The organism is Streptomyces sp. CC53, from assembly GCF_001865245.1.
Lineage (GTDB): Bacteria > Actinomycetota > Actinomycetes > Streptomycetales > Streptomycetaceae > Streptomyces.
This window is the reverse complement of sequence record NZ_MKXB01000174.1, coordinates 1-21,338: the sequence shown is the minus strand read 5'-3', so window position 1 is coordinate 21,338 and position 21,338 is coordinate 1. Positions and strand designations below refer to the sequence as shown.

The following is a 21,338-nucleotide window of genomic DNA, read 5'->3' as shown; positions in this document are numbered from 1 at the left end:
CGCCGCCCCCACGACCACCGCACCCCCCGCCCCCGAAACCGCCGGCGACCACGTCCTCGCCCACCTCCACGCCCAGGCCGACGCCCTCCTCACCCACGACGCCGCCGTGCGCCGCTCCCAACCCGACGGCGTCCACCAGATGCGCGTCGCGAGCCGCCGCCTGCGCAGCGCCCTGCGCAGCTTCCGCTCCCTCCTCGACCGCACCGCCACCGACCCCCTCATCGAGGAACTGCGCTGGCTCGGCCGGGAACTCGGCGCCGAACGCGACCAGGAAGTCCTGGAGGCCCGCCTGCGCACCGCCCTGGACGCGGTCCCCCGCCCCCTGCTCCTCGGACCCGTACGCGGCCGCCTGCGCCGCTGGTCGGCGGCGCGCAGCGCCGACTCCCACGGACGCACCCTGGACGTCCTCGACAGCCCCCGCTACCTCTCCCTCCTCGACTCCCTGGACGCCCTCCTCACCGACCCGCCCCTGCGCGGCAAGGCCGCCAAGGACCCCGGGACCGTCCTCGCCGCCGCCGTCCTCAAGGACCACGCCCGCCTCGCCGACCGGGTCGAGCACGCCCTGTCGCTCCCGCCGGGACCCGACCGGGACCTCGCCCTCCACAGCGCCCGCAAGGCCGCCAAACGCACCCGCTACGCCGCGGAACTCGCCCGCCCCGCGCTCGGCAAACCCGCGAAACGCCTGGTGCGACGGCTCAAGAAGGTCCAGGACTGCCTGGGCGACCACCAGGACAGCGTCGTCGCCCGCGAAGCCCTGCGCGACCTCGCCGTCCAGGCCCACGCCGCCGGCGAGCCGTCCTTCCCGTGGGGGCTGCTGTACGGCAGGGAGGAAGCCGCCGCGGCGGCCCGCGAACAGGAGCTGCCCGAGCTGTGGCGGCGCGTCTCCGTACGCGGCCTCGACACCTGACGGGCGGGGGGCGGCTCCGAAGGGCGTTACGCTAGAGAGTCGCCCCTGCCAGACGATGAAGGTTCCGATGTCTGCCGAGTCCGTCTTCCCACAGCTCGAAGCGCTGCTCCCGCATGTGCAGAAGCCGATCCAGTACGTCGGCGGCGAGCTCAACTCCACCGTCAAGGACTGGGACGCCTGCGACGTCCGCTGGGCGCTCATGTACCCCGACGCGTACGAGGTCGGACTGCCCAACCAGGGCGTCATGATCCTCTACGAGGTACTCAACGAGCGTGAGGGCGTCCTCGCCGAGCGCACCTACAGCGTGTGGCCGGACCTTGAGCAGCTGATGCGCGAGCACGACGTGCCGCAGTTCACGGTGGACTCGCACCGCCCGGTCCGCGCCTTCGACGTCTTCGGCCTCAGCTTCTCCACCGAGCTCGGCTACACCAACATGCTCGCGGCGCTCGACCTCGCGGGCATCCCCCTGGAGGCCCGCGAGCGCACCGTCGACGACCCGGTGGTGCTCGCCGGCGGCCACGCCGCCTTCAACCCCGAGCCGATCGCGGACTTCATCGACGCCGCCGTCATCGGCGACGGCGAGCAGGCCGTGCTGGAGATCACCGACATCGTCCGCGCCTGGAAGGCCGAGGGCCGCCCCGGCGGCCGCGAGGAGCTGCTCTTCCGCCTCGCCCGCACCGGCGGCGTGTACGTGCCCCGCTTCTACGACGTCGAGTACCTGCCGGACGGCCGCATCGCGCGCGTCGTGCCCAACCGCTCCGGCGTGCCGTGGCGCGTGTCCAAGCACACCGTCATGGACCTGGACGAGTGGCCGTACCCCAAGCAGCCCCTCGTGCCGCTCGCGGAGACCGTCCACGAGCGCATGTCCGTCGAGATCTTCCGCGGCTGCACCCGCGGCTGCCGTTTCTGCCAGGCCGGCATGATCACGCGCCCCGTGCGGGAGCGAAGCATCACCGGCATCGGCGAGATGGTGGACAAGGGCCTCAAGGCCACCGGCTTCGAGGAGGTGGGCCTGCTGTCCCTCTCCTCCGCCGACCACTCGGAGATCGGCGACATCGCCAAGGGCCTCGCCGACCGCTACACGGACGACAAGATCGGCCTGTCGCTGCCCTCCACCCGCGTCGACGCGTTCAACGTCGACCTGGCCAACGAGCTGACCCGCAACGGCCGCCGCTCCGGCCTCACCTTCGCCCCCGAGGGCGGCTCCGAGCGCATGCGCAAGGTCATCAACAAGATGGTCTCCGAGGAGGACCTGATCCGCACGGTCGCCACCGCCTACGGCAACGGCTGGCGCCAGGTGAAGCTGTACTTCATGTGCGGCCTGCCCACGGAGACCGACGACGACGTGCTGCAGATCGCGGACATGGCGGCGAACGTGATCGCCAAGGGCCGCGAGGTGTCGAAGTCCAACGACATCCGCTGCACCGTCTCCATCGGCGGTTTCGTCCCCAAGCCGCACACCCCCTTCCAGTGGGCCCCGCAGCTCTCCGCCGAGGAGACCGACGCCCGCCTGGAGAAGCTCCGCGACAAGATCCGCGGCGACAAGAAGTACGGCCGCTCCATCGGCTTCCGCTACCACGACGGCAAGCCCGGCATTGTCGAGGGCCTGCTGTCCCGCGGCGACCGCCGGATCGGCTCCGTCATCCGCGCCGTGTACGAGGACGGCGGCCGCTTCGACGGCTGGCGCGAGCACTTCTCGTACGACCGCTGGATGGAGTGCGCCGAGAAGACGCTGCCCGAGTACGGCGTGGACGTCGACTGGTACACCACCCGCGAGCGCACCTACGAGGAGGTCCTGCCCTGGGACCACCTCGACTCGGGCCTCGACAAGGACTGGCTCTGGGAGGACTGGCAGGACTCCCTCGACGAGACCGAGGTCGAGGACTGCCGCTGGACGCCGTGCTTCGACTGCGGGGTGTGTCCGCAGATGGACACGGCTATACAAATCGGCCCCACCGGCAAGAAGCTGCTCCCGCTCACGGTCAAGAAGTAGCCGTGACCAGCGGCGATGCCATCCAGCGGATGGCTGAGGCGCTTGCCGAGTTACCCGAGGCGGACCGCATCGAAGCCCTCCGAGGGCTCGGCGCGACGGAGCGCGAGCAGGCTCCCCGCCGTGAGCGGCGCACGCCGCTTCCCGCCCCTCGGCGTGACCCGGGCATCGTCTCGGCGGTCGAGTGGGTGTAGACGAAGAGAGGCGTTCGGACGATCTGGTCCGGGCGCCTCTCGGCGTTCGTGGGATCCTGTTTATGCGACAACGTGCATGAGTCACGTCCGTGCATGGACGGCCGCGAGCGGCCTCCGTACGGTCCTCTCAGGCGGCCCGCCCGGGCCGACAAGTCAAGGGGGTTCCGCATGGCACGCGAAGAACTGACTCGGCTGACTGGCAACGGCAACGGCACGTGTGGAGAGGACGACTGCCCGAACGTCTACCGCACCGCTTCCGGCTCCATCGTGGTTCAGGGCGACGTGTCCGACGCCTTCACTCCCCCGCAGGGGGAAGGGCTCGTGGAGATCCCCGAGAGCGTTCTTCAGGAGGCCGTTCGTGCTCTTGGATGGTGACGAGTGGCGGGCGATGCTCCGGGGCTTCCAGTCCGAAGCGTGGCGGCTGGAGACCCTGCCCCAGTACCTCGTGCCGCAGGAGGCGGAAGAGCTCGAAGCCTTCCGGGCAGGTAAACGCGTCGACCCGCACGCCTACTCGTCCGCGTACACGGAAGACCTGAAGCGGTTGCGCGGCGAGGGCAAGAGCAAGGGGCGAGTGCACGTCTTGACTCGACCGCTCTCCGAGTACCTGCGCTTCGAGTTCTCCCGGTATTACGCCCCGCACGTGCTCGCTGGGGAGGACATCCGCATCCTTGACGTGACCGAGCGAGAGAACCCGTTGCCGGAAGTCGGGGACTTCTGGATGTTCGACCGCTCGACGGTCGTCCTGATGCACTACGAGGGCGACGGCACGCAGATCAGCCGGGAGCTGTACGAGGGTGACCCTGCGCCTTTCATCGAGTGGCAGCGCATCGCCGTTGTCGAGTCAGTTCCCTTCCTGGAGTACGCGGAGCGCATGACGGAGTGACGTTCGAAGCTGAGCAGCTTGGCGAGTCTGGCACCGAACTCGCCTCTCTGCTTCGGGACTTGCGCAAGCGAGCCGGCCTCTCAGGGGACCGGCTCGCAGCGCGCTGCAACATGTCCCAGTCGAAAGTGTCTCGCATCGAGAACGGCCGGACACGGCCGTCCCTGGTCGACGTCGAGCAGATCTTGCGAGCGCTGGACGCTCCACCGGAACTGGTCGCCGAGGTCTCTGCCCTTGCCAGGATGGCGAACACCGAGTGGCGGAACCTCCGAGAGCTTCGGCGCAAGGGGCTCGGTACGAGACAGGCTGAACTGAAGTCGCTCGAAGCGTCCTCTACGCAGATGCGCTATTTCCTGCTCTCGATGGTTACCGGGCTGCTCGCAACACCGGAGTACGTACGGGCGAGCCTTGCTCACTCGACGGCCGACACGAGCAAGGCAGAGGTGGGGAAGCTGGGACGGCAAGCCGTCCTCTACGACGCCTCGAAGCGATTCACGTTCGTTCTGACCGAGCAGGCGGTTCGCTGGCCGGTCGTCGCCCCGCTGGCACTGGCCGAGCAGATGGACCGGCTGGCGTCCCTGTCTTACCTCCCGAACGTTCAGATCGGGGTGATCCCCGTAGGAGCACCGACGCCCCGAACCCCTCTGAGTACGTTCACCATCTACGATGCCGCGTTGGTCACCATCGAGACGACGGCGGGAAGTCTCGTGCTCCGCGACGGCCGAGATGTTCAGGCGTACCTGAAGGAGTTCGCCGGGTACGAGGAGTACGCCCTCTTCGGCGAAGACCTGAGGGCACGGCTCACCGAGTGGTCCGACGCTTGCCGTGCATGACTTCAGTCGACTACGCGACTGAAGCGCCATCCCGTGCGCTCCCCGGGGGATCATCCTTCGGCAGGCGAACAGTCGGGAGGTCGCACGGATGAGCACGCCCAAGACGACGATGGTAGGGCCAGTGAACCTGACCCTTTCGGAGGGAGACCCGAACCCTGTCGCGGGATGTCGGCAGTGCCTCGGCGTCGCCGTGACCCGAGCCAATGCCCGATCGGTCGGCGACTACTCGAAGGCGACGGACGCGAACGTCGTGCTCCGCACGCACCTCCGGGAAGACCACGGGGCCGAGTGATGTCGCGCGCGGTCCTGCGGTTCGTGACGCACCGGATCACGCAGCATCCGGACACGGACGTGACCTTCGAGGCGGAGTGCCTGCACTGCACGTGGAAGGCGGAGCCGTCGACGGACAGTGCGGCGGTCGATGTCGAGTGCATGAGTCACACTGGCCTGAGTAACCACCGTGGATTCCGGCGGGTCTGTACGTCGTTCGCCATGGTCGTGCGGGCCGAGCAAGACAGATCCCCGGCGCGCTGAGGGACGGCAAGCACCACAGACCAGAGGTGCGCTGGAAGGGGTGCAGCGTGAGCGACATGCGCCCCTGTGCTGGACCCTGTCGACTTTCCCCGTGGTCGGCAGGGGCCAGCATCGTTGCAGCCGTCAGACAACGTTGTACACGACAACGGCCCCCGGCGTAGAATCGAGGGCCTGTCTGAACTGCTGTGCGCCTGCCTCAGGCGCTCTTTCCCAGGTGCCGGTACAGCGTGGCTCGGGAGACTCCGAGAGCCTTGGCGATGGTGCTGACGCTCTCGCCCTTGGCCTTCCTGGCGCGGGCTGCGGTGAGTATGTCCTCGTCCACCACGGCCGGCCGGCCGCCGGTACGGCCCTGCGCCTTGGCCGCTTCCAGCCCGGCCCGCGTGCGGTCCTTGATAAGTGCCCGTTCGAACTCCGCCATGGCGGCGATGATCTGGAAGAACAGGCGGCCGTCGGCCGACGTGGTGTCGACAGAGGAGAGCGCACCATCGAGCACGCGGAACCCTATGCCGCGCTTGCGCAGGCCATCGACGATGGACACAAGGTCGATGAGCGACCGGCCGAGTCGGTCAAGCTTCCACACGCACAGGACGTCGCCCGCTCGGGCGTAGTCCAGTACAGCAGCGAGCTGTGGCCGGTCGGTGTTCTTGCCACTGGCCTTGTCCTCGAAGATGCGGGCGCACCCCGCGCCCGTCAGCGCGTCGCGCTGCAACTGCGCTTCTTGGTCGTCGGTGGAGACGCGGGCGTAACCGATGAACTGGCCGGTGGTGGTGTTCGTCGTCATGTCGCGGACTGTCTCAGAACTCGTCTCAAAAGATCAAGTCCGAGGCGGGGGTTCCGAGACGGGTTTTGAACAGGGCTGCACCCCTGTGAGGGGCGCTCCGTCTCTCGTCTCACAAACCTTGGTTTTCGGGACGGTCCACGCTGGCCTGTGTGGGGCGACTGTCGCACCCGTCGTGATCGGGTGACTTCACTGGTAGGGGGCAGAGTGTCTCGCTAATCCTCCTTGCCCTGGTCAGCTTCATCGTCCGTCCAGGGGTACAGAGTGGCGAAGTGACGGATTCGCTCCTCCTCGGCGGCTTCGTCGGCGGCGTCGTAGTGCCGTATCTGCTTCCACCAGCGGTCGTAGTCGAAGCCGTCGCAGTGGTTGAAGTCGAGGGCGGTGCTGCGGAGCCGCTGCCACTCACGCACGATCGCAGCGCGCTGCCACGGCTCGGGCCGCTCCACCGTGAGGAGTTGGTGCAGGAAGCCCGCTGAGTCGCTGACCAGGATGAGCAGGGACCGCATCGCGAAAGAGGTCTCGCCGGTCTCACCGATCTCCTCGGACACTCGCCCCAACTGCGCGTTGAGAAACGTCTCCAGGGCGCGAACGTTCTCGGGCGTCAGATCGACGGCGTAGATGAGGGTGCGTTCAGGTGGTGGGTTCGTCATACGGATGGGGCCAACCTTTCGTGCGGTGCCAACTGGAGCACCCCGGGTGGAGCTGAATCAACCTGGTATTTCCGTGGGCCCAGAAGATCCTGGTGCGGCGGGGACCAAAGAAGTGCGTACAGACACTTGCCCCTTCGTTCACAGCAAGGCGCTTCGCGCCCGTCTCGCGGCCTGCCCCGGTGTGCGACCGGCAAGGCCCAGGCGTGCGCCCCCGCCTGGCGCTCATGCCAGCGCACAGCCGTCCGCCGGTCGATGGCCGACAGACGTGACGGCAGGGGGAGGGCGACACCCATGGGGGTATGCCCCTCTGAAGGGGGCAAGTCCGACCGCCATGTCTTAGCAGCCAAGACTCCGCCACGGTTTCAGGGTCCGTCTGCCTTGCCCGCAGGCTGCCATGGCGGGACGTATGGCCTGGTCACAGCTTTGCCCTGGCTCGTTCGCGGCGGCGGATGCCTGCAAGGAACAGGGCCTTACGGATGAAGCAGTGGGGCGCGGTAGCGCCCCCACGGGTCTTGCTGGCTTGCTCCTGTCGGCCCCTGCCGGGGCCGCACTGTTGTTGAGTGCTGCGACTGTGGCGGCCGGTAGGCCGCCCGCTGCCGCTTCTCTCTTCGCCGTTGCCCTGCCCCTGTGGGGCGCTGCCGCGCCCCTTGCTTCCCTTGCGGCTGGTCCTCGCGGCCTTCCTCAGTCGGCCCCGACAGGGGCCGCACTGCACTGGAGCCAAATAGATAAGAGAGCACGCGAACGTTTGCGCAGGTCGGGTGCCGTGCCGGTATACGCCAGACGTGCCCTGACTACACGTACCGCGTGTGGTCACCGGTCCTGATGGAGTCGGCAGGGGACCGGTGCACCCTTTCCCTTCTGGAACAGGTGGGAAGGAAGGACGAGGCAGGCGGCGCCGGAACGGGGCGACACAAGGTCCAGTTCCTTGGCGCGGGCCACCGCGTTGCGGGTGCTCTGGTCGGACAGTGGCTTGCCGTTCTTGCCCAGCAGGGTGGCCAGCCGGCCGGGCTCGAAGCCTGCGTGTCCCTGCCTGTCCGCCCATCCGATGGCGGAGAAGTGCACGCGGTAGGCGAGAGTGTGTCCTGGGTTCTGCGCCATGCGCCGGTACTCGTGCTGGGAGACTGCGCCCCACAAGCGGTCATGGCCGAAGCTGATAGCCACCGGTCGCACCCCCTTCCTGCGGGGCACGGCCGCAGTCGTGCCTCTCTCCCTCGACGAGGGGTGAGGCGCAGACCTCACAAGTCCAGACGACTTCGATCGTGATGTTCAAGGGCTGGCGACTCCTGGCGCTGGCCGAGGGCAGCACGGAGCCGCGCCTCAGCGTTGGGTGGAAGTCGCGCAGTACCGTCCTGCGCTTCGGGATGTCCTCGACGTCCCTGCGAGCCCCTCGGGATCGCGGCCCCTCACGGAGTGGCCAGCTCTACCGCCGCTGAACGGCGGGAGCTACGGTGTCCGCTCCCAGAAGGAGCGGGAGAATCTTCTTATCCGGAGCCTGCACCGGCCGTCAAGCCGGAACACCTCCGGGTCTGGCTGACCGAGCCGCCCGGAGATGGCTGTCCCTGCTCCCTCGTCAGAGCCTTGCGGCGAAGTCGTCACCCTGGATGACCAGTCGTTCGCGGACGTCGCGCGGGATCTTGAGCCGCAGGTGTACGGACGGGGCGCGCACCCCCTTGACCTTCGTGCGAGTCACCTCGCACGTGACGCCCACGCGGCGAAGGTCCTCGGCCATGGCCTCCATGCCGCCCGCTTCCCACATCTCCCGGAAGGTCTTGCCGTTGTGCACGAGGACCCAACGGTCTTGCGTGGTCTCGGGATCGATGGCGTTCAGCTCTTCCGTGAGCTTGTCGAGCGTCTTCTCCGCTCGCTCGCGAGTGAACCGTGTCTTCGAGAAGCGGCCCTCTGGTTCGAGCTCCGCCATGTAGTAGGAGATGGCATCTTCGAGCCGTTTCACTTCCGCGCGTGCCTCGGCTCCCTTCGCGTACTCCCGGACCTGGACGGGGAAGTCGCCGAGGACGCGGAGCACGTCGCCCACGAGGACGTCGTACACGTCCTGCGGGTTGGGTGCTCCGAGGCCGCCGCCCTTGCACTTGCCGCAGCGCAGGTAGGTGTAGCTCCGGCCGTTGCTCATGTTCTTCTGCACGGTCATGTTGGTCGAGCAGTCGACACAGATCAGGACTCCCAGGAACTGTGTTGCTCCGCCCGTCTGCCGGGTGGGCTGGTTCTTGCCCCGGCGGTCGAGTGCCGCTTGAAGGGTCTCGAACTCCTCCGTGGTGAAAATCGGAGGGCCGACTCGTATCGGCTTCCCGTCGTTGCCGAGCACGAGTCTGCTCCGTCGCTTCCCGCCCTGCTTGTTCTCCTCGACCCGGTACCCCATGAGTGCGGGGTTACGAAGGCGGCGGAGGAGAGTCGACGTGGTGAGTCCTGCCGACATGAGGCCGGAGCGGACGAGACAGAGGGCCATGCGGCGGGCGGAGACGCCCCGGAGTGCCATGCGCCGGGCCCAGTGCAGTGCCTTGTGTGCGCTCGGCTCGATGGCGAGTGCCGGCTTGCCGTCCGCCTTCGTCGTGACGTAGCCGTAGGTCGGCTTGCCGACGAGCCATGAGTCCTGCGTGCGTGCGTAGTCCCACAACGACATCACGCGGGTCGACGTGTTCGCCGCCTCGATCTCCGCGATGCCGCCGATGAGCGTGACCATGATCCGGCCCACGGTCGTGCTGAGGTCGATCGCGTCGTTCTTCGACACGAGGTTCTTCCCGTACCGCTCGCACCACTCGATCATCGTGGACAGGTCCGTCATGCGACGGATGAAGCGGTCGAGCTTCCAGAAGAGCAGAGCATCGAACTCCGGGGCCCGGTTGTTGAGCCACTCCCCGAGTTCCTTCCGCTTCCACGGCGGAACCTTCGTCGCCGACGCGTTGAGATCGGAGGCGACGCCGACGACGCGGTACCCCTTCTCTCTGGCCAGGAGACGCAGGTCGAGTTCCTGCCGCACCGGCGATGTCGTGTCCTCCGTAAGTACGGACAGGCGGACGGAGAGGAGTGCGCGCGGGGCGTCCTCGGGGAGCAGTGCCTCCGCCCGCTTCAGGTCCTCCAGGAGGGCCAGGTCCGAGGTGGTCCACTCGCTCTCGATGTCGTACGTCTTCATGGTCGCGGAGCGTACAGGCTGGATACTGAGCTGTCTCGCTATGGCCGCAGATGGACACGTCCATCCAGATCGGCCCGACCGGCAAGAAGCTGCTGCCGCTCACGGTCAAGAATTAGCCGTGACCAGCGGCGACGCCATCCAGCGGATGGCTGAGACGCTTGCCGACGTACCCGAGGCGGACCGCGCCGAAGCCCTCCGAGGGCTCGGCGCGAAGGAGCGCGAGCAGGCTCCCCGCCCCACGCGGCGCACGCCGCTCCCCGCCCCTCGGCGGGACCCGGGCATCGTCTCGGCGGTCGAGTGGGTGTAGGGCGTAGAGAGGCGTTCGGACGATCTGGTCCGGGCGCCTCTCGGCGTTCCTGGGGCCCGGTTTATGCGACAACGCGCGTAGTCGCGTTTCCGCATAGACGGCGTATCCGCCCTGCTCGTACGGTCGTGGCGACCGGCCCGCAGAGGGCTCGCAAGAGGGGGTTCAGCATGGCGCGCGAAGAACTCACACCGCTCACTGGAAACACCAACGGCGGCAACTGCGGGCAGGGAGACTGCCCGAACGTCTACCGGACCGCCTCCGGCTCGTTCGTCGTCCAGGGCGACGTGTCCACCGCCTTCACCCCACCCACCGGGGAAGGGCTCGTGGAGATCCCCGAGGAAGTCCTGAGGGAGGCAGTCCGTGCTCTTGGATGGTGAAGCCTGGGCGGACAAGTTCAAGACCTTCCAGACCGAAGCCTGGCGGCTTGAGACCCTGCCGCAGTACCTCGTACCGCAGGAAGCGGAAGAGTTCGCCGCATTCAAGGCGGGGGCCCGCTTCCCCGGACCGTACGAGGACGCATGGACGGACATGGTCCGCACCCGCAGCGTGGGCCGCGTCCACATCGTCACCCGGCCCCTCACGGACTACCTGCGGTTCGAGTTCGAGCGGTACTACCAGCACCAGGCCCCGGCGGGGGAGGACATCCGCATCCTCGACATCACCGGCCGGCCGAACCCGCTCCCCGACGCCCAGGACTTCTGGATGTTCGACCGCTCGACGGTCGTCCTCATGAAGTACGAGGCCGACGGTACGCAGATCGAGCGGGAGCTGTACGAGGGCGACCCCGCCCCGTTCCTCGAATACCAGCGCATCGCCCTCGCGGAATCGGTCCCGTTCCTGGAGTACGTGACCGAGTGACGTTCGAGCCCGAGCAGCTCGGCCAGTCCTCCCAGGAACTCGCCGCGACACTGCGCAAGCTGCGGAAGCAGGCCGGTCTGTCCGGGGACCGGCTCGCCGCGCGCTGCAACATGTCGCAGTCGAAGGTGAGCCGGATCGAGAGCGGGAAGGTGCGCCCGTCCCTGGTGGACATAGAGCGCATCCTCAGAGTTTCGGACGCCCCGCCGGCCTTGGTCGCGGAGGTGTCCGCACTGGCCCGCATCGCCGCTACGGAGTGGCAGGACGCGCGCTCGATGCGGCGGAAGGGTCTGGACAAGAAGCAGCTTGAGCTGGCCGGGCTCGAAGCGTCTTCGACAGAGTTCCGGTTCTTCCTGCTCTCGATGCTCACGGCTCTGCTCTCGACCCCGGAGTACATCAGGGCCAGCCTCGCCCACATCCCCGGAGACCACAGCAAGGCCGTGGCGAGGAAGCTGGAGCGGCAGGAGGTCCTGTACGACCGCCGGAAGAAGTTGACCTTCATCGTCACCGAGCAGGCGGCCCGCTCCCCGTTCGTCTCCCCGGACGCCATGGCCGTGCAGCTCGACCGGCTGGCTTCCCTGACCCACCTGCCGAACGTGCGTCTCGGCGTGCTCCCGATCGAGACGCGCCTGCCAGGGTGTCCGCTGAACACGTTCACCGTGTACGACGAGCGGCTGGCCACGGTGGAGACGACGGCCGGGGTCATGGTGTTCCGCGACCCGAGAGACGTCCGGATGTACCTCGATGAATTCGCCGGCTACGACGAACACGCCCTCTTCGGCGAAGACGCGCGGGAACGGCTGGCCGAGTGGGCGACGGCGTTCCGGTCCTGATCTTCAGTCCAGTACGCGACTGAACCTCGAATCGCCCCGTGCCGGCGGGCAAGGATGCCGTGCCATCGGAGAACGCACGGGAGGCGTACGAGATGAGCAGCGAGCAGACCACCATGTCGGGACCCGTACACCTGTCCCTTCCGTCTCCACCTCCGGACCCCGTGTCGGGCTGCCGTGAGTGCCTCGGCTTCGCGGTGAGCAGAGCGAACGCCACCTCTGTGGGCGACTACTCGAAGGCTTCGGATGTGAACGTGGCCCTCCAGGCCCACCTGCGGAGCAAGCACGGGCGGCGCTGATGGTGCGCTCGGCCGAGCGTCGCACCATGCCGCCGACCGCCGACCGCCGACCGCCGACCGCCGACCGCCGACTGCCCGCGGCGGGCCTCCGGCTGTCCTGTGGGGCGGCCGGGGGCTCCGCTCCGCTCCCCGCCGGGTCAGCGCAGGGCGCTGCGCTCGCGCCAGTCGGTCCAGGGCACGTTCCACGCACCGAAGCCGTTGCCCGGGGCGACGACGCCCTTGGTGTCCTTGCCCGTGATCTCGAACGGGTCGCCGGGGCGGACCTGGGCGTAGAACCAGGCGGCGTCGGCGTCGCTCATGCCGATGCAGCCGGAGCTCCTGTTGGCCTTGCCCATCCACTGGTCGTTCCAGGGTGCGGCGTGGGCGTACATGCCCGACCAGGTGAGCCGCATCGAGTGGTCGACCATCTTGTTGTACGCGTCGCGGAGGCCGACGGTCTCCGAGTTCATGTTGATGGTGCCCTCCTTGGCCATCAGCACGGCGGTGCCGCGCCAGGAGCGCTTGTCGCCGCCGGGAGTGCCGCCGGAGACGGGGATCGTGCGGACCTCGCGCCCGTCGCGTACCAGGGTGAGCTGCTTGCGGTCCAGGTCGACCTTCGCGACCTGGGCGGCGCCGACGGTGAAGCTGGTCGCGTAGTCGCGGACGAACCAGCCGCCGTCGCCGGAGTCCGTGCCGTCCAGCTCGGCGTTCAGTGTGACCTTGGTGCCGGGTTTCCAGTACTCCTTGGGCCGCCAGTCGACCCGGTCGCGGCCGGAGTGGTCCTCCAGCCAGGCCCAGGAGCCCTCGGTGCCGTTCGACGTGGTGAGCTTCAACTGGCGTTCGACGGCGGCCTTGTCGGTGACGGGGTGGTCGAAGACGAGGGACACGGGCTGGCCGATGCCGACGGTGGTGTTCGCCCCGGGGCGCCAGTCGACCTTGTTGACCTTGTCGGCCCCGGCCGTGGTGAACGCGGACTTCACGGTGTCCTTGCCGCCCGCCGCGGTCGTCGTCACCGCGGTGACCGTGTAGGAGGCGCCCGGGACGGCCTTGCGCCGCGAGGTCCAGCTCGCCCCGTCCGCGGCGAGCGTCCCGCTGAGGGTGCGGCCCTCCCCGTCGGTGACGGTGACCGATGTGAGCCTGCCGCCCGACGCCGCGACGGTGACGGGCCGGCCCGCCCGGACGTTCTCGCCGCGCGGTGTCACCGTCACGACCGCCGGGCGGTCCTCGGCCGCGGCGCGCCCCGCGGGCTTGCCGTCGGCGGGTGGCGTGCCCGTCCCGGACGGTGCGGAACAGGCGGCCAGCGGCACGAGCAGTGCCACGACCGATGCCGTGCGTATACGTAGCCGGTCCAAGGGGCGCCCCTGTCGCGAGTAGTGGTGGTACCGGGACTGTAGGGCCGGGGAAACCGCAGGTGGGGGCCGCTTCGGCTGTGTGACGGCGACTGATGGTGAACGGTCATGGTCCGGTCACATTCGCCGCGCGGAGCGGTCACGGACGGCTGTGAGCATCCTCGGCGTCCCCCGGGAGACCGGGCGTTCCCCACAGAGAGGCTCCCCTCGTGTCAGCGCTGCTCGTGACGGCCGACCGCGGCCGGGACATCCCGCTGGGCCCCCTCACGCCCGCCGCGTACCGCCGGTTCCTGGAGTCGCCCGGGGGTGCGGCGCTGGGCGCCGCGTTCCTGCAGTGCCCGTCCTGGGCGGACGTCAAGGAGGGCTGGCGGAGCCGGCTCGTCGGCTGGGGGCCCGATCCCGCGTCCGGGCGGCTGTCCGGGGCGGCGCTGGTGCTGCTGCGGCAACTGCCCGGTACGCGGAAGTACTTCGCCTACCTGCCGGAGGGGCCGGTCGCCGACTGGGCGGACCCCGCCGTGGACGCGTGGCTCGACCCGCTGCTGCGGTACCTGCGTGCCGAGGGCGCGTTCGCGGTACGGATCGGCCCCTCGCCCGCGTACCGCCGCTGGAGCGCGGCGCGGGTGAAGGCGGCGGCCGGTCCGGGGCGGCGGCTCGCGGACGTCCTCGCGAGCGAGGTGGACCCGCTGGGCACCGCCGTCGCGGAGCGGCTGCGGGCGCGCGGCTGGAAGCGGTGCGGCGGCGAGGAGGACGGGGACGCGCAGCCGCGGCACGTCTTCCGGGTGCCGCTCACCGGACGCACCCCCGACGATCTGTGGGCCGGGCTCAACCAGGAGTGGCGGCGCAACGTGCGGCGCGCCCGGAAGTCCGGTGTGGAGGTGGTGGTGGGCAGCGCGGCCGACCTGCCGGAGTTCTACCGGTTGCTGAGGATCACGGAGGAGCGGGACGGTTTCCGCCTTGGCCGGTCGCTCGCCTACTACGAGCGCCAGTACGCGGCCCTCAACGCGGAGGAGCCGGGGCGGATGACGCTGTACCTGGCCCGCCACGGCGGTGAGACGCTCGCCGCGCACACCCTGGTCCGGGTGGGCCGCCGCGTCTGGTACCAGACGGGCGCCTCGGCGGACCACCGCCGCGAGGTCCGGCCCTCCAACCTGCTCCAGTGGCGGATGCTGCTCGACGCCCGGGCACTCGGCGCCGACGTCTACGACATGCGCGGGGTACCCTCCACCCTCGACCCCGACGACCGCCCGTACGGGCTGCTGCGCTGGAAGCTGGGGACCGGCGGCGAGGTCGTCGAGACCCTGGGGGAGTGGGAGAGACCGTTGGACGGCACGGCCAACCACGCGCTGTACCGCGCGTTCCAGACGTACATGGCGCGCCGGTGAGCGCGGCGCGCGCCACGGCCGGCACGGAGGGAACGGCGGGCACCGGGGGCGCGACGGGTCCGGCGGACGTGCCGGGTGGTGCCCCACCAGGCGGTGCGGGAGCGTCCACCGGGGCGCCCGGCCCCACCGACCTTGCCTGGGTCGTCGGGCCGGCCGGCACCGGCCCCTCTGGTTCGCCCCGGGTCCCCGGGCCGGCCGGCACCGGAACGCGCGTGCCCGCGGGGCCCGCCCCGGTCCCCGCGCCGGTCTCCGGGCCGGCCGCGTCGGCGCCGTCCCGTACGGCGTCCGTGCTGCGCAGCGGCGTCGTCATGGCCGCCGGGTCGGTCGTGTCGCGGGCGACGGGGTTCGTGCGGTCCGCCGTCGTCGCCGCCGCGATCGGCGTCGGGACGGTCGCCGACGGGTACGCCGTCGGCAACTCCCTCCCCACCATCGTGTACATGCTCCTCATGGGCGGCGCCCTCAACGCCGTGTTCGTGCCCGAGCTGGTCAGGGCGGCGAAGGAGCACGAGGACGGCGGCGCCGCCTACACCGACCGGCTGCTCACGGTCTGCGTGCTCGCCCTGCTCGCGCTCACCGCGGCCGCGGTGTGGGCGGCGCCCGCAATCGTCGACGCGTACACCGACTACCCGCCGGGGCAGACCGCGATGACGGTCGCCTTCGCTCGCTACTGCCTGCCGCAGATCTTCTTCCTCGGGCTGTTCACGCTGCTCGGGCAGGTGCTCAACGCCCGCGGGCGGTTCGGCGCGATGATGTGGGCGCCGGTCCTCAACAACGTCGTCGTCATCGCCGTTTTCGGCCTCTATCTCGCGGCCTTCGCCGCCGGCGACGGCGGCACGCTCGGCGCCGCCGAGACCGCGCTGCTCGGCTGGGGGACCACGGCGGGCATCGCCGTCCAGGCCCTCGCGCTGCTGCCCGCGCTGCGCGCGGCCCGCTTCCGCTTCCGGCCCCGGTTCGACTGGCGCGGCAGCGGTCTCACCCGGCCGCTGCGGAACGCCGGCTGGCTGGTGCTGCTGGTGCTCACCAACCAGGCCGCGTACTGGGTCACCACCCGGCTGGCGACGGCCGCGGGCCTGCGCGCCGAGGCAGCCGGCGTCGACGGCGGCGCCGGGTTCAGCGCGTACAACCACGCCTATCTGCTGTGGGCCGTGCCGCACGGGATCATCACGGTGTCCCTCATGACGGCGCTGCTGCCCCGGATGAGCGGGGCCGCCGCGGACGGGGACACCATCGCGGTGCGGCGCGACGTGTCGTACGGGCTGCGCACCACGGCCACCGCCGTCGTCCCGGCTGCCTGCGCGCTGTTCGCCCTCGCCCAGCCCCTGATGACGCTCGTCTTCCAGTACGGCGAGACGGACGCGCGGGCCGTCACTGTCATGGCGGGCACGCTCATGGCGTTCGCGCCGGGGCTGATCGCCTTCAGCGGGCAGTACGTCCTGTCCCGCGCGTTCTACGCGCTGTCCGACACCCGCACCCCGTTCCTGCTGAACCTCGTCATCGCGGGGCTCACCGCGGGCCTGTCGGTAGCGGCACACGTCCTGCTGCCCGCCCGCTGGGTGGTCACCGGCATCGCCGGCGGGTACACGCTGGCGCTGTGGGCGGGCTGGGCCGTCACGGCGCTCGTCCTGCACCGCCGACTGGCGGCCCGGGGCGCCGCCGGGCCGGGCCCGGACGCGCCCCGGCGCGCACCCGTGGGTGCTCTCGCGGCGCAGGCGCGGCTGCTGGTCGCCGCCGTGCCGGCGACGGCCCTCGGCCACGGCGCCGCACGGTGGGCGCAGCCCGGAGGCGCCGCGGTCGCCGCCGCGGCCGGTGCGGCGGCGATCGCCTGCGTGTTCCTGCTGCTCGCCCGGCCGCTGCGGCTGGACGGGATCGACGCCCTCGTCACCAGGGCCCTCCCGCGGCTGCGCCGCCGCACGCCATGAGCCGGCCCGACACCGGACCGCCGACCCCGACCCTCTGGATGCTGTGCTGATGCCCCGTGTACTGCTTATCGAAGACGACCCGTCCGTGCGGGAGGGCGTCGAGCTCGGCCTGCGCCGCCGCGGCCACGAGGTGCGCACCGCGGCCACCGGGGAGGCCGGGCTCGCCGCGCTGCGCGAGTTCCGCCCCGACCTGCTGCTCCTCGACCTGATGTTGCCCGGCATGAACGGCGTGCAGGTATGCCGCCGGGTACGGGACGACAGCCAGCTGCCGATCATCATGCTCACCGCCCGCGGCGACGACTTCGACGTGGTGGTGGGCCTGGAGGCCGGCGCGGACGACTACATCGTCAAGCCCGCCCGCATCGAGGTGATCGAGGCCCGCATCCGCGCCGTGCTGCGCCGGATCGAGGAACCGGGCGGCGGTCGCCCCGCCGTCGAGTTCCACGGTGCCCTGGCGATCGACCGGGCGGGGCTCACCGTCACCAAGGACGGCGAGCGCCTCGACCTCGCGCCGTCCGAGATGAAGCTGCTGCTGCACCTGTCGGCCGCGCCGGAGCAGGTGTTCAGCCGCCAGCAGCTGCTGGAGCACGTGTGGGAGCACAGCTACCACGGCGACTCCCGGCTCGTCGACGCGTGCGTGCGGCGGCTGCGGAACAAGGTCGAGGACGTGCCGGGCAGCCCGCGCTACATACAGACCCTGCGGGGCTTCGGCTACCGCTTCGGACCGCTGTGAGGCCCCGCCCCACGCGGTGGCGGGGAGCGCCCGGTGAGCGGCGGCGCCCCTTCGGCCTGCGCACCCGCCTCGTCCTGGCGTTCCTGCTGGTCGCCGCGGTCAGCGCGGCCACGACCGCCGCGCTCACCTTCCGCGAGGCCCGCAACGCGGTCCTCGGCACGGCGCAGGACACGGCGGTGTCCTCCTTCCGCTCCCAGGTGCGCGACCTCGACGTCGTCCTCTTCCAGCACCGCGACCTGGACGACAAGCGCAGCATGCTGCGGGCCATCGCCCGCTCCGGCAAGCCGCGCCCCTGGTACGTGTACGCGGAGTACGGCTCGCTGCGGGTGTCCTCCGCGACCAGCCCCACGTCCACGGTGATCACTCCCGAACTGCGCCGCCGGGCCCACGCGACGCTGCACGGCAGCTTCGAGCGGGTCGTCAAGGACGGGGTGCCGTACCTCACCATCGGCATGCCCGTCGCGTTCGAGGTGGGGGGAGGCCGGACCCTGGCGTCCGGGGTCGTCCTCTTCGCGGTGATGCCGATGCCGGAGGAGCAGGCGAACGTGGAGGCGCTCGTCGTCGCCGCACGGGACGGCGCACTGCCGGGCCTCGCCGTCGCCCTCGTGCCCGCGCTGCTCGCCGCGCGCAGCGTGCTGCGCCCGGTGCGCGACCTGCGCGGGGCGGCCCGGTCCATGGGCAGCGGCCGCCTGGACACCCGGATCCCGGTCCGGGGCAGCGACGAACTCGCCGACCTGGCGGCGACGTTCAACGCGTCGGCCGGCGAACTCGAGCGGTCCGTGGGCGAACTGCGCCGCGCGGAGGCGCGCGCCCGCCGCTTCGCCTCCGACGTCTCGCACGAACTGCGCACCCCGCTCGCCGGGATGCTCGCCGTCACCGAGGTCCTCGACGAGGACGCCGACCGCCTCGACCCCGACACCGCGCGGGCCGTGCGGCTGATCAGCGCGGAGACCGGCAAGCTCGCGGTGCTCGTGGAGGACCTGATGGAGATCTCCCGGTTCGACGCGCGCGCCGCCGAGCTGAACACCGACGAGGTCGACGTGGCGCAGACCGTCCGCAAGACGCTGGAGCAGCGGCACTGGACCGGGCAGGTCCGCACCGACCTGCCGGACGGCATCCGCGCCCGGCTCGACCCGCGCCGCCTCGACGTGGTGGTCGCCAACCTGGTGGGCAACGCGCTGCGGCACGGCGGCGCCCCCGTGACGGTACGGCTGCGGGCCGCGGCGGGGGCCGACGGGGCGGGGCGGCTGGTCGTCGAGGTCTCGGACCGGGGGCCCGGCATCCGGCCGGACGTGCTGCCGCACGTCTTCGACCGCTTCTACAAGGCCGACGCGGCCCGTGCCCGCTCCGCCGGCAGCGGCCTGGGCCTCGCCATCGCCCTGGAGAACGTCCGCCTGCACGGCGGCACCCTCCGGGCCGCGAACGGCCCCGACGGGACCGGCGCCGTGTTCACGGTGGAGATGCCCCTGCAGCCGGGGGAGGCACCGGCATGAGGCGGGTCGCAGCGGCGCTGCTCGCCGTGTGCGCCGCGCTGGGGCTCGGCGGGTGCGACGTCCCGGAGACGGACGTCATCGACGCGGGCGGCCCCGCGACGGTGAAGGTGGTCCCGCGCCCGTCCACCGGGCTGTTCGTCTTCCTCCGGTCGCCGTCCGGCGGGTTGGCGCCGTCGGTCCGCTACCAGGACGCGGCCACCGACCTGTCCGACGCGTCGGGGGTGGCGACGGCGGCGTCCTGGATGGTCGCGACCCTCTTCGCGGGGCCGCTGCCGCACGAACAGGAGGCCGGGCTCACCGACGGCCTGCCCGAGCTGCCGTTCGAAGGCGGCACCCGGACGGAACCGCTGCCGGACGGCGGGGTGGAGGTGACGCTGCCGATCGCCCTCGGCGACCTCGACGACCTGGCGGTACGGCAGCTCGTGTGCACGGTCGCCTTCGCCGAGGACACCGAGGGCCGCACGCCGGTGCGCCTGCGGGGCACCGACCGGGCCCTGGCGCGGACCGTGTGCGACGCGGACCTCGACCTCGGCGCCCTCCCCGGGCAGCACCCGCCCCCGACCGCCGGAAGCACCCCGCCGGGACGCTGAGCGCGGGCAGGACGGGAGGGGGCGGGAGCCCCAGGGGGCGGCGAGCGGTACGGGGCCGCCCGCCCCACGTCTGCCGACCGTGCGGGGCGCCCCCGCAGGCTGACGCCTGCCACGGGGGGCCGGTCCGTGCGGTGCCCGGCCCCGGCCCCACCGCCGCAGCGGGGAGGAAGCCCGCCGCCGGGGTTCCCCGGGGCGCTTCCGGCACCGGCGGGAGGGGGGACGGGCCGCGGCCGCCGGGGGAGCGCGCGGCCGCGGAGCGTACCCTGGGGGATGAACGACCGCTTCCGGCGTGGCGCCCGCCCCCGAGGCCTCCCCCCCCCTCACGGCGGGGACGGCCCGGGCAGGCCCCCCGGGAGGTCCGCCCGCACCCCGTGGGCGGAGCGTGACCGCGCCCGCCCCGCACCGAGGAGAAGAACCACTGGGCAAGCGACAGCCCGTAGGCCCGCCGCCCGCACCGGCGGTGCAGCGCATCCGACTGCGCTACACCAAGCGCGGCCGCCTCCGGTTCACCAGCCACCGCGACTTCCAGCGCGCGTTCGAGCGTGCGCTGCGGCGCGCCGAGGTGCCCATGGCGTACTCGGCGGGCTTCACCCCGCACCCCAAGGTCTCGTACGCGAACGCCGCCCCGACCGGGACCGGCTCCGAGGCCGAGTACCTGGAGATCGCGCTCACCGCGGCCCGCGACCCCGAGGCGCTGCGCGCCCTGCTCGACGAGTCGCTGCCGGACGGGCTCGACGTGATCGACGCCGTGGAGGCCCGCACGTCCGGGCTCGCCGACCGGCTCACCGCCTCCGTGTGGGAGCTGCGGCTCGACGGGGTCGACCCCGCCGACGCCCAGCGGGCCGTCTCCGCGTTCCTCGCCGCCGAAACCGTCGACGTGCAGCGGATGACGAAGAACGGGCTGCGGACCTTCGACGCCCGGGCCGCCGTGGCGGGGCTCGAAGCCGATTCCGGTCCGGCTGATAGGCCCGCGGACCGGCCCTGTGCGATACTGCGGCTGGTTGTTCGGCACGTGACACCTGCCGTCCGACCCGACGACGTCCTGTCCGGTCTCCGAGCTGTGGCCGACCTGGCGCCGCCGGTCCCCGCAGCGGTGACCAGGCTGGCGCAGGGGCTCTTCGACGAGGAGTCCGGCACGGTGACCGACCCGCTCGCGCCCGACCGCGAGGCAGTCACGGCCGCCCCCTCCAAGGCCGCCGGAACCGCCGTCGCGACGGCGCCGGAAGGTGCAGGTTCCGCGTAGGAACGGTCGTCGAACGCGGCCCTGGCACTCGGGAGCCACCTGGGTCGGGCCGCGTGCAGACAGAAGACTTTCGCCAGGCCGTCCGCAGAAGGCGTACGGAACCGGCGAGCCAGACACAGAGCTCCCGTGCGGCGCCCGCGCCCCGGACGACGGTCACCGCGCACCGCGCGACGCGACCGCCGGACCGGACCACGACGCGGCGCCCGGGAGCGTGACGGGAGAACCGCCCGCATGCTCGAAGTGAACGAAGCCGGCACCGCCGGCCCCGACGAGACGAACAACGACACGCCCAGCGACACGCTGCCCCCGCGCCGCCGCCGCAGGGCCGCCTCCCGGCCCGCCGGCCCGCCGGTCGCCGCGTCCGCCGCGGACACGGTGGCGGAGACCGTCGTCGTGACCGCCGCGGACTCCGGCGCCCCCGCGGCCGAGGCCGTCGCGGAAGCGGCCC

Annotated in this window: 23 protein-coding genes; 18 read left to right on the top strand and 5 right to left on the bottom strand. The window is 71.3% G+C overall.

The window, feature by feature from the left end; genetic code table 11:
• From BJP40_RS21745 to BJP40_RS21725, 6 genes are all read left to right on the top strand, one after another.
• Positions 1-907: CHAD domain-containing protein (locus BJP40_RS21745; protein ID WP_143065982.1), on the top strand; the 907-nt coding region annotated here is incomplete at its 5' end.
• 67 nt (positions 908-974) lie between these two features.
• A complete protein-coding gene (locus BJP40_RS21740; protein WP_071281765.1) occupies positions 975-2,900 on the top strand; it encodes a TIGR03960 family B12-binding radical SAM protein in 1,926 nt (641 codons plus the stop codon).
• A gap of 2 nt (positions 2,901-2,902) precedes the next feature.
• Complete coding sequence (locus tag BJP40_RS21735) at positions 2,903-3,091, top strand: hypothetical protein (protein ID WP_071281764.1); 189 nt, start codon at positions 2,903-2,905, stop codon at positions 3,089-3,091.
• Positions 3,092-3,259: 168 nt separating this feature from the next.
• Positions 3,260-3,466, top strand: a complete 207-nt coding sequence (locus BJP40_RS32100) for a hypothetical protein (RefSeq protein WP_079171356.1) — start codon at positions 3,260-3,262, stop codon at positions 3,464-3,466.
• A complete protein-coding gene (locus BJP40_RS21730) occupies positions 3,450-3,974 on the top strand; it encodes a DUF6879 family protein (RefSeq protein WP_071281763.1) in 525 nt (174 codons plus the stop codon). The genes BJP40_RS32100 and BJP40_RS21730 overlap by 17 nt, the downstream gene beginning before the upstream one ends.
• Positions 3,971-4,804: a helix-turn-helix transcriptional regulator gene (locus tag BJP40_RS21725; RefSeq protein ID WP_071281762.1), complete on the top strand. Its 834-nt coding sequence runs from the start codon at positions 3,971-3,973 to the stop codon at positions 4,802-4,804. Before BJP40_RS21730 ends, BJP40_RS21725 begins: the two co-directional genes overlap by 4 nt.
• Positions 4,805-5,534: 730 nt before the next feature.
• On the opposite strand, the gene BJP40_RS21710 is transcribed toward BJP40_RS21725, so the two are convergent.
• The 4 genes from BJP40_RS21710 to BJP40_RS21695 all read right to left on the bottom strand — a co-directional run bounded on the left by BJP40_RS21710 (position 5,535) and on the right by BJP40_RS21695 (position 9,911).
• Positions 5,535-6,119 (bottom strand): recombinase family protein, encoded by a 585-nt coding sequence (locus BJP40_RS21710; protein ID WP_071281760.1) that lies wholly within the window; start codon positions 6,117-6,119, stop codon positions 5,535-5,537.
• A 212-nt stretch (positions 6,120-6,331) separates the two neighbouring features.
• Positions 6,332-6,766: a hypothetical protein gene (locus tag BJP40_RS21705; RefSeq protein ID WP_071281759.1), complete on the bottom strand. Its 435-nt coding sequence runs from the start codon at positions 6,764-6,766 to the stop codon at positions 6,332-6,334.
• An 810-nt stretch (positions 6,767-7,576) separates the two neighbouring features.
• Positions 7,577-7,927: a hypothetical protein gene (locus tag BJP40_RS35810; RefSeq protein ID WP_256220797.1), complete on the bottom strand. Its 351-nt coding sequence runs from the start codon at positions 7,925-7,927 to the stop codon at positions 7,577-7,579.
• Between the two features lie 409 nt (positions 7,928-8,336).
• The gene (locus BJP40_RS21695) at positions 8,337-9,911 is read right to left on the bottom strand and encodes a recombinase family protein (protein WP_107416830.1); all 1,575 of its coding nucleotides are present in this window, start codon (positions 9,909-9,911) and stop codon (positions 8,337-8,339) included.
• Between the two features lie 118 nt (positions 9,912-10,029).
• On the opposite strand from BJP40_RS21695, the gene BJP40_RS21690 reads away from it, so the two are divergent.
• From BJP40_RS21690 to BJP40_RS32090, 5 genes are all read left to right on the top strand, one after another.
• Positions 10,030-10,218: a hypothetical protein gene (locus BJP40_RS21690; protein ID WP_071281758.1), complete on the top strand. Its 189-nt coding sequence runs from the start codon at positions 10,030-10,032 to the stop codon at positions 10,216-10,218.
• A 167-nt stretch (positions 10,219-10,385) separates the two neighbouring features.
• On the top strand, positions 10,386-10,595 hold the full coding sequence (locus tag BJP40_RS32095) for a hypothetical protein (RefSeq protein ID WP_079171352.1): 210 nt from the start codon (positions 10,386-10,388) through the stop codon (positions 10,593-10,595).
• Positions 10,579-11,076 carry a DUF6879 family protein gene (locus BJP40_RS21685; RefSeq protein ID WP_071281757.1) on the top strand — a complete coding sequence of 166 codons (498 nt, stop codon included), beginning with the start codon at positions 10,579-10,581 and terminating at the stop codon, positions 11,074-11,076. Before BJP40_RS32095 ends, BJP40_RS21685 begins: the two co-directional genes overlap by 17 nt.
• A complete protein-coding gene (locus BJP40_RS21680) occupies positions 11,073-11,906 on the top strand; it encodes a helix-turn-helix transcriptional regulator (RefSeq protein ID WP_071281756.1) in 834 nt (277 codons plus the stop codon). The genes BJP40_RS21685 and BJP40_RS21680 overlap by 4 nt, the downstream gene beginning before the upstream one ends.
• 59 nt (positions 11,907-11,965) lie before the next feature.
• Positions 11,966-12,202 (top strand): hypothetical protein, encoded by a 237-nt coding sequence (locus BJP40_RS32090; protein WP_256220796.1) that lies wholly within the window; start codon positions 11,966-11,968, stop codon positions 12,200-12,202.
• 137 nt (positions 12,203-12,339) lie between these two features.
• On the opposite strand, the gene BJP40_RS21675 is transcribed toward BJP40_RS32090, so the two are convergent.
• Positions 12,340-13,500, bottom strand: a complete 1,161-nt coding sequence (locus tag BJP40_RS21675) for an Ig-like domain-containing protein (RefSeq protein WP_371258678.1) — start codon at positions 13,498-13,500, stop codon at positions 12,340-12,342.
• A gap of 239 nt (positions 13,501-13,739) precedes the next feature.
• Between BJP40_RS21675 and BJP40_RS21670 the strand changes: the two genes are divergently transcribed.
• The 7 genes from BJP40_RS21670 to BJP40_RS21640 all read left to right on the top strand — a co-directional run.
• A complete protein-coding gene (locus BJP40_RS21670) occupies positions 13,740-14,912 on the top strand; it encodes a peptidoglycan bridge formation glycyltransferase FemA/FemB family protein (protein ID WP_071281754.1) in 1,173 nt (390 codons plus the stop codon).
• A 308-nt stretch (positions 14,913-15,220) separates the two neighbouring features.
• On the top strand, positions 15,221-16,831 hold the full coding sequence (gene murJ, locus BJP40_RS21665) for a murein biosynthesis integral membrane protein MurJ (RefSeq protein WP_371258679.1): 1,611 nt from the start codon (positions 15,221-15,223) through the stop codon (positions 16,829-16,831).
• A 49-nt stretch (positions 16,832-16,880) separates the two neighbouring features.
• Positions 16,881-17,564, top strand: a complete 684-nt coding sequence (locus tag BJP40_RS21660) for a response regulator transcription factor (protein WP_071281780.1) — start codon at positions 16,881-16,883, stop codon at positions 17,562-17,564.
• Positions 17,561-19,057: a HAMP domain-containing sensor histidine kinase gene (locus BJP40_RS21655; protein WP_071281752.1), complete on the top strand. Its 1,497-nt coding sequence runs from the start codon at positions 17,561-17,563 to the stop codon at positions 19,055-19,057. Before BJP40_RS21660 ends, BJP40_RS21655 begins: the two co-directional genes overlap by 4 nt.
• On the top strand, positions 19,054-19,647 hold the full coding sequence (locus tag BJP40_RS21650; protein ID WP_071281751.1) for a hypothetical protein: 594 nt from the start codon (positions 19,054-19,056) through the stop codon (positions 19,645-19,647). Before BJP40_RS21655 ends, BJP40_RS21650 begins: the two co-directional genes overlap by 4 nt.
• Before the next feature lie 460 nt (positions 19,648-20,107).
• Positions 20,108-20,890 (top strand): TIGR03936 family radical SAM-associated protein, encoded by a 783-nt coding sequence (locus BJP40_RS21645; protein WP_071281750.1) that lies wholly within the window; start codon positions 20,108-20,110, stop codon positions 20,888-20,890.
• 231 nt (positions 20,891-21,121) lie between these two features.
• A partial coding sequence (locus tag BJP40_RS21640; protein WP_143065981.1) for a hypothetical protein occupies positions 21,122-21,338 on the top strand: 217 nt, incomplete at its 3' end.

Bases quoted from the DNA above. Each gene is read 5' to 3' on its own strand.
- BJP40_RS21740 (WP_071281765.1), top strand. From the start codon at position 975: ATGTCTGCCGAGTCCGTCTTCCCACAGCTCGAAGCGCTGCTCCCGCAT.
- BJP40_RS32100 (WP_079171356.1), top strand. From the start codon at position 3,260: ATGGCACGCGAAGAACTGACTCGGCTGACTGGCAACGGCAACGGCACG.
- BJP40_RS21710 (WP_071281760.1), bottom strand. From the start codon at position 6,119: ATGACGACGAACACCACCACCGGCCAGTTCATCGGTTACGCCCGCGTC.
- BJP40_RS21705 (WP_071281759.1), bottom strand. From the start codon at position 6,766: ATGACGAACCCACCACCTGAACGCACCCTCATCTACGCCGTCGATCTG.
- BJP40_RS21695 (WP_107416830.1), bottom strand. From the start codon at position 9,911: ATGAAGACGTACGACATCGAGAGCGAGTGGACCACCTCGGACCTGGCC.
- BJP40_RS32095 (WP_079171352.1), top strand. From the start codon at position 10,386: ATGGCGCGCGAAGAACTCACACCGCTCACTGGAAACACCAACGGCGGC.
- murJ (WP_371258679.1), top strand. From the start codon at position 15,221: ATGGCCGCCGGGTCGGTCGTGTCGCGGGCGACGGGGTTCGTGCGGTCC.
- BJP40_RS21660 (WP_071281780.1), top strand. From the start codon at position 16,881: ATGCCCCGTGTACTGCTTATCGAAGACGACCCGTCCGTGCGGGAGGGC.
- BJP40_RS21650 (WP_071281751.1), top strand. From the start codon at position 19,054: ATGAGGCGGGTCGCAGCGGCGCTGCTCGCCGTGTGCGCCGCGCTGGGG.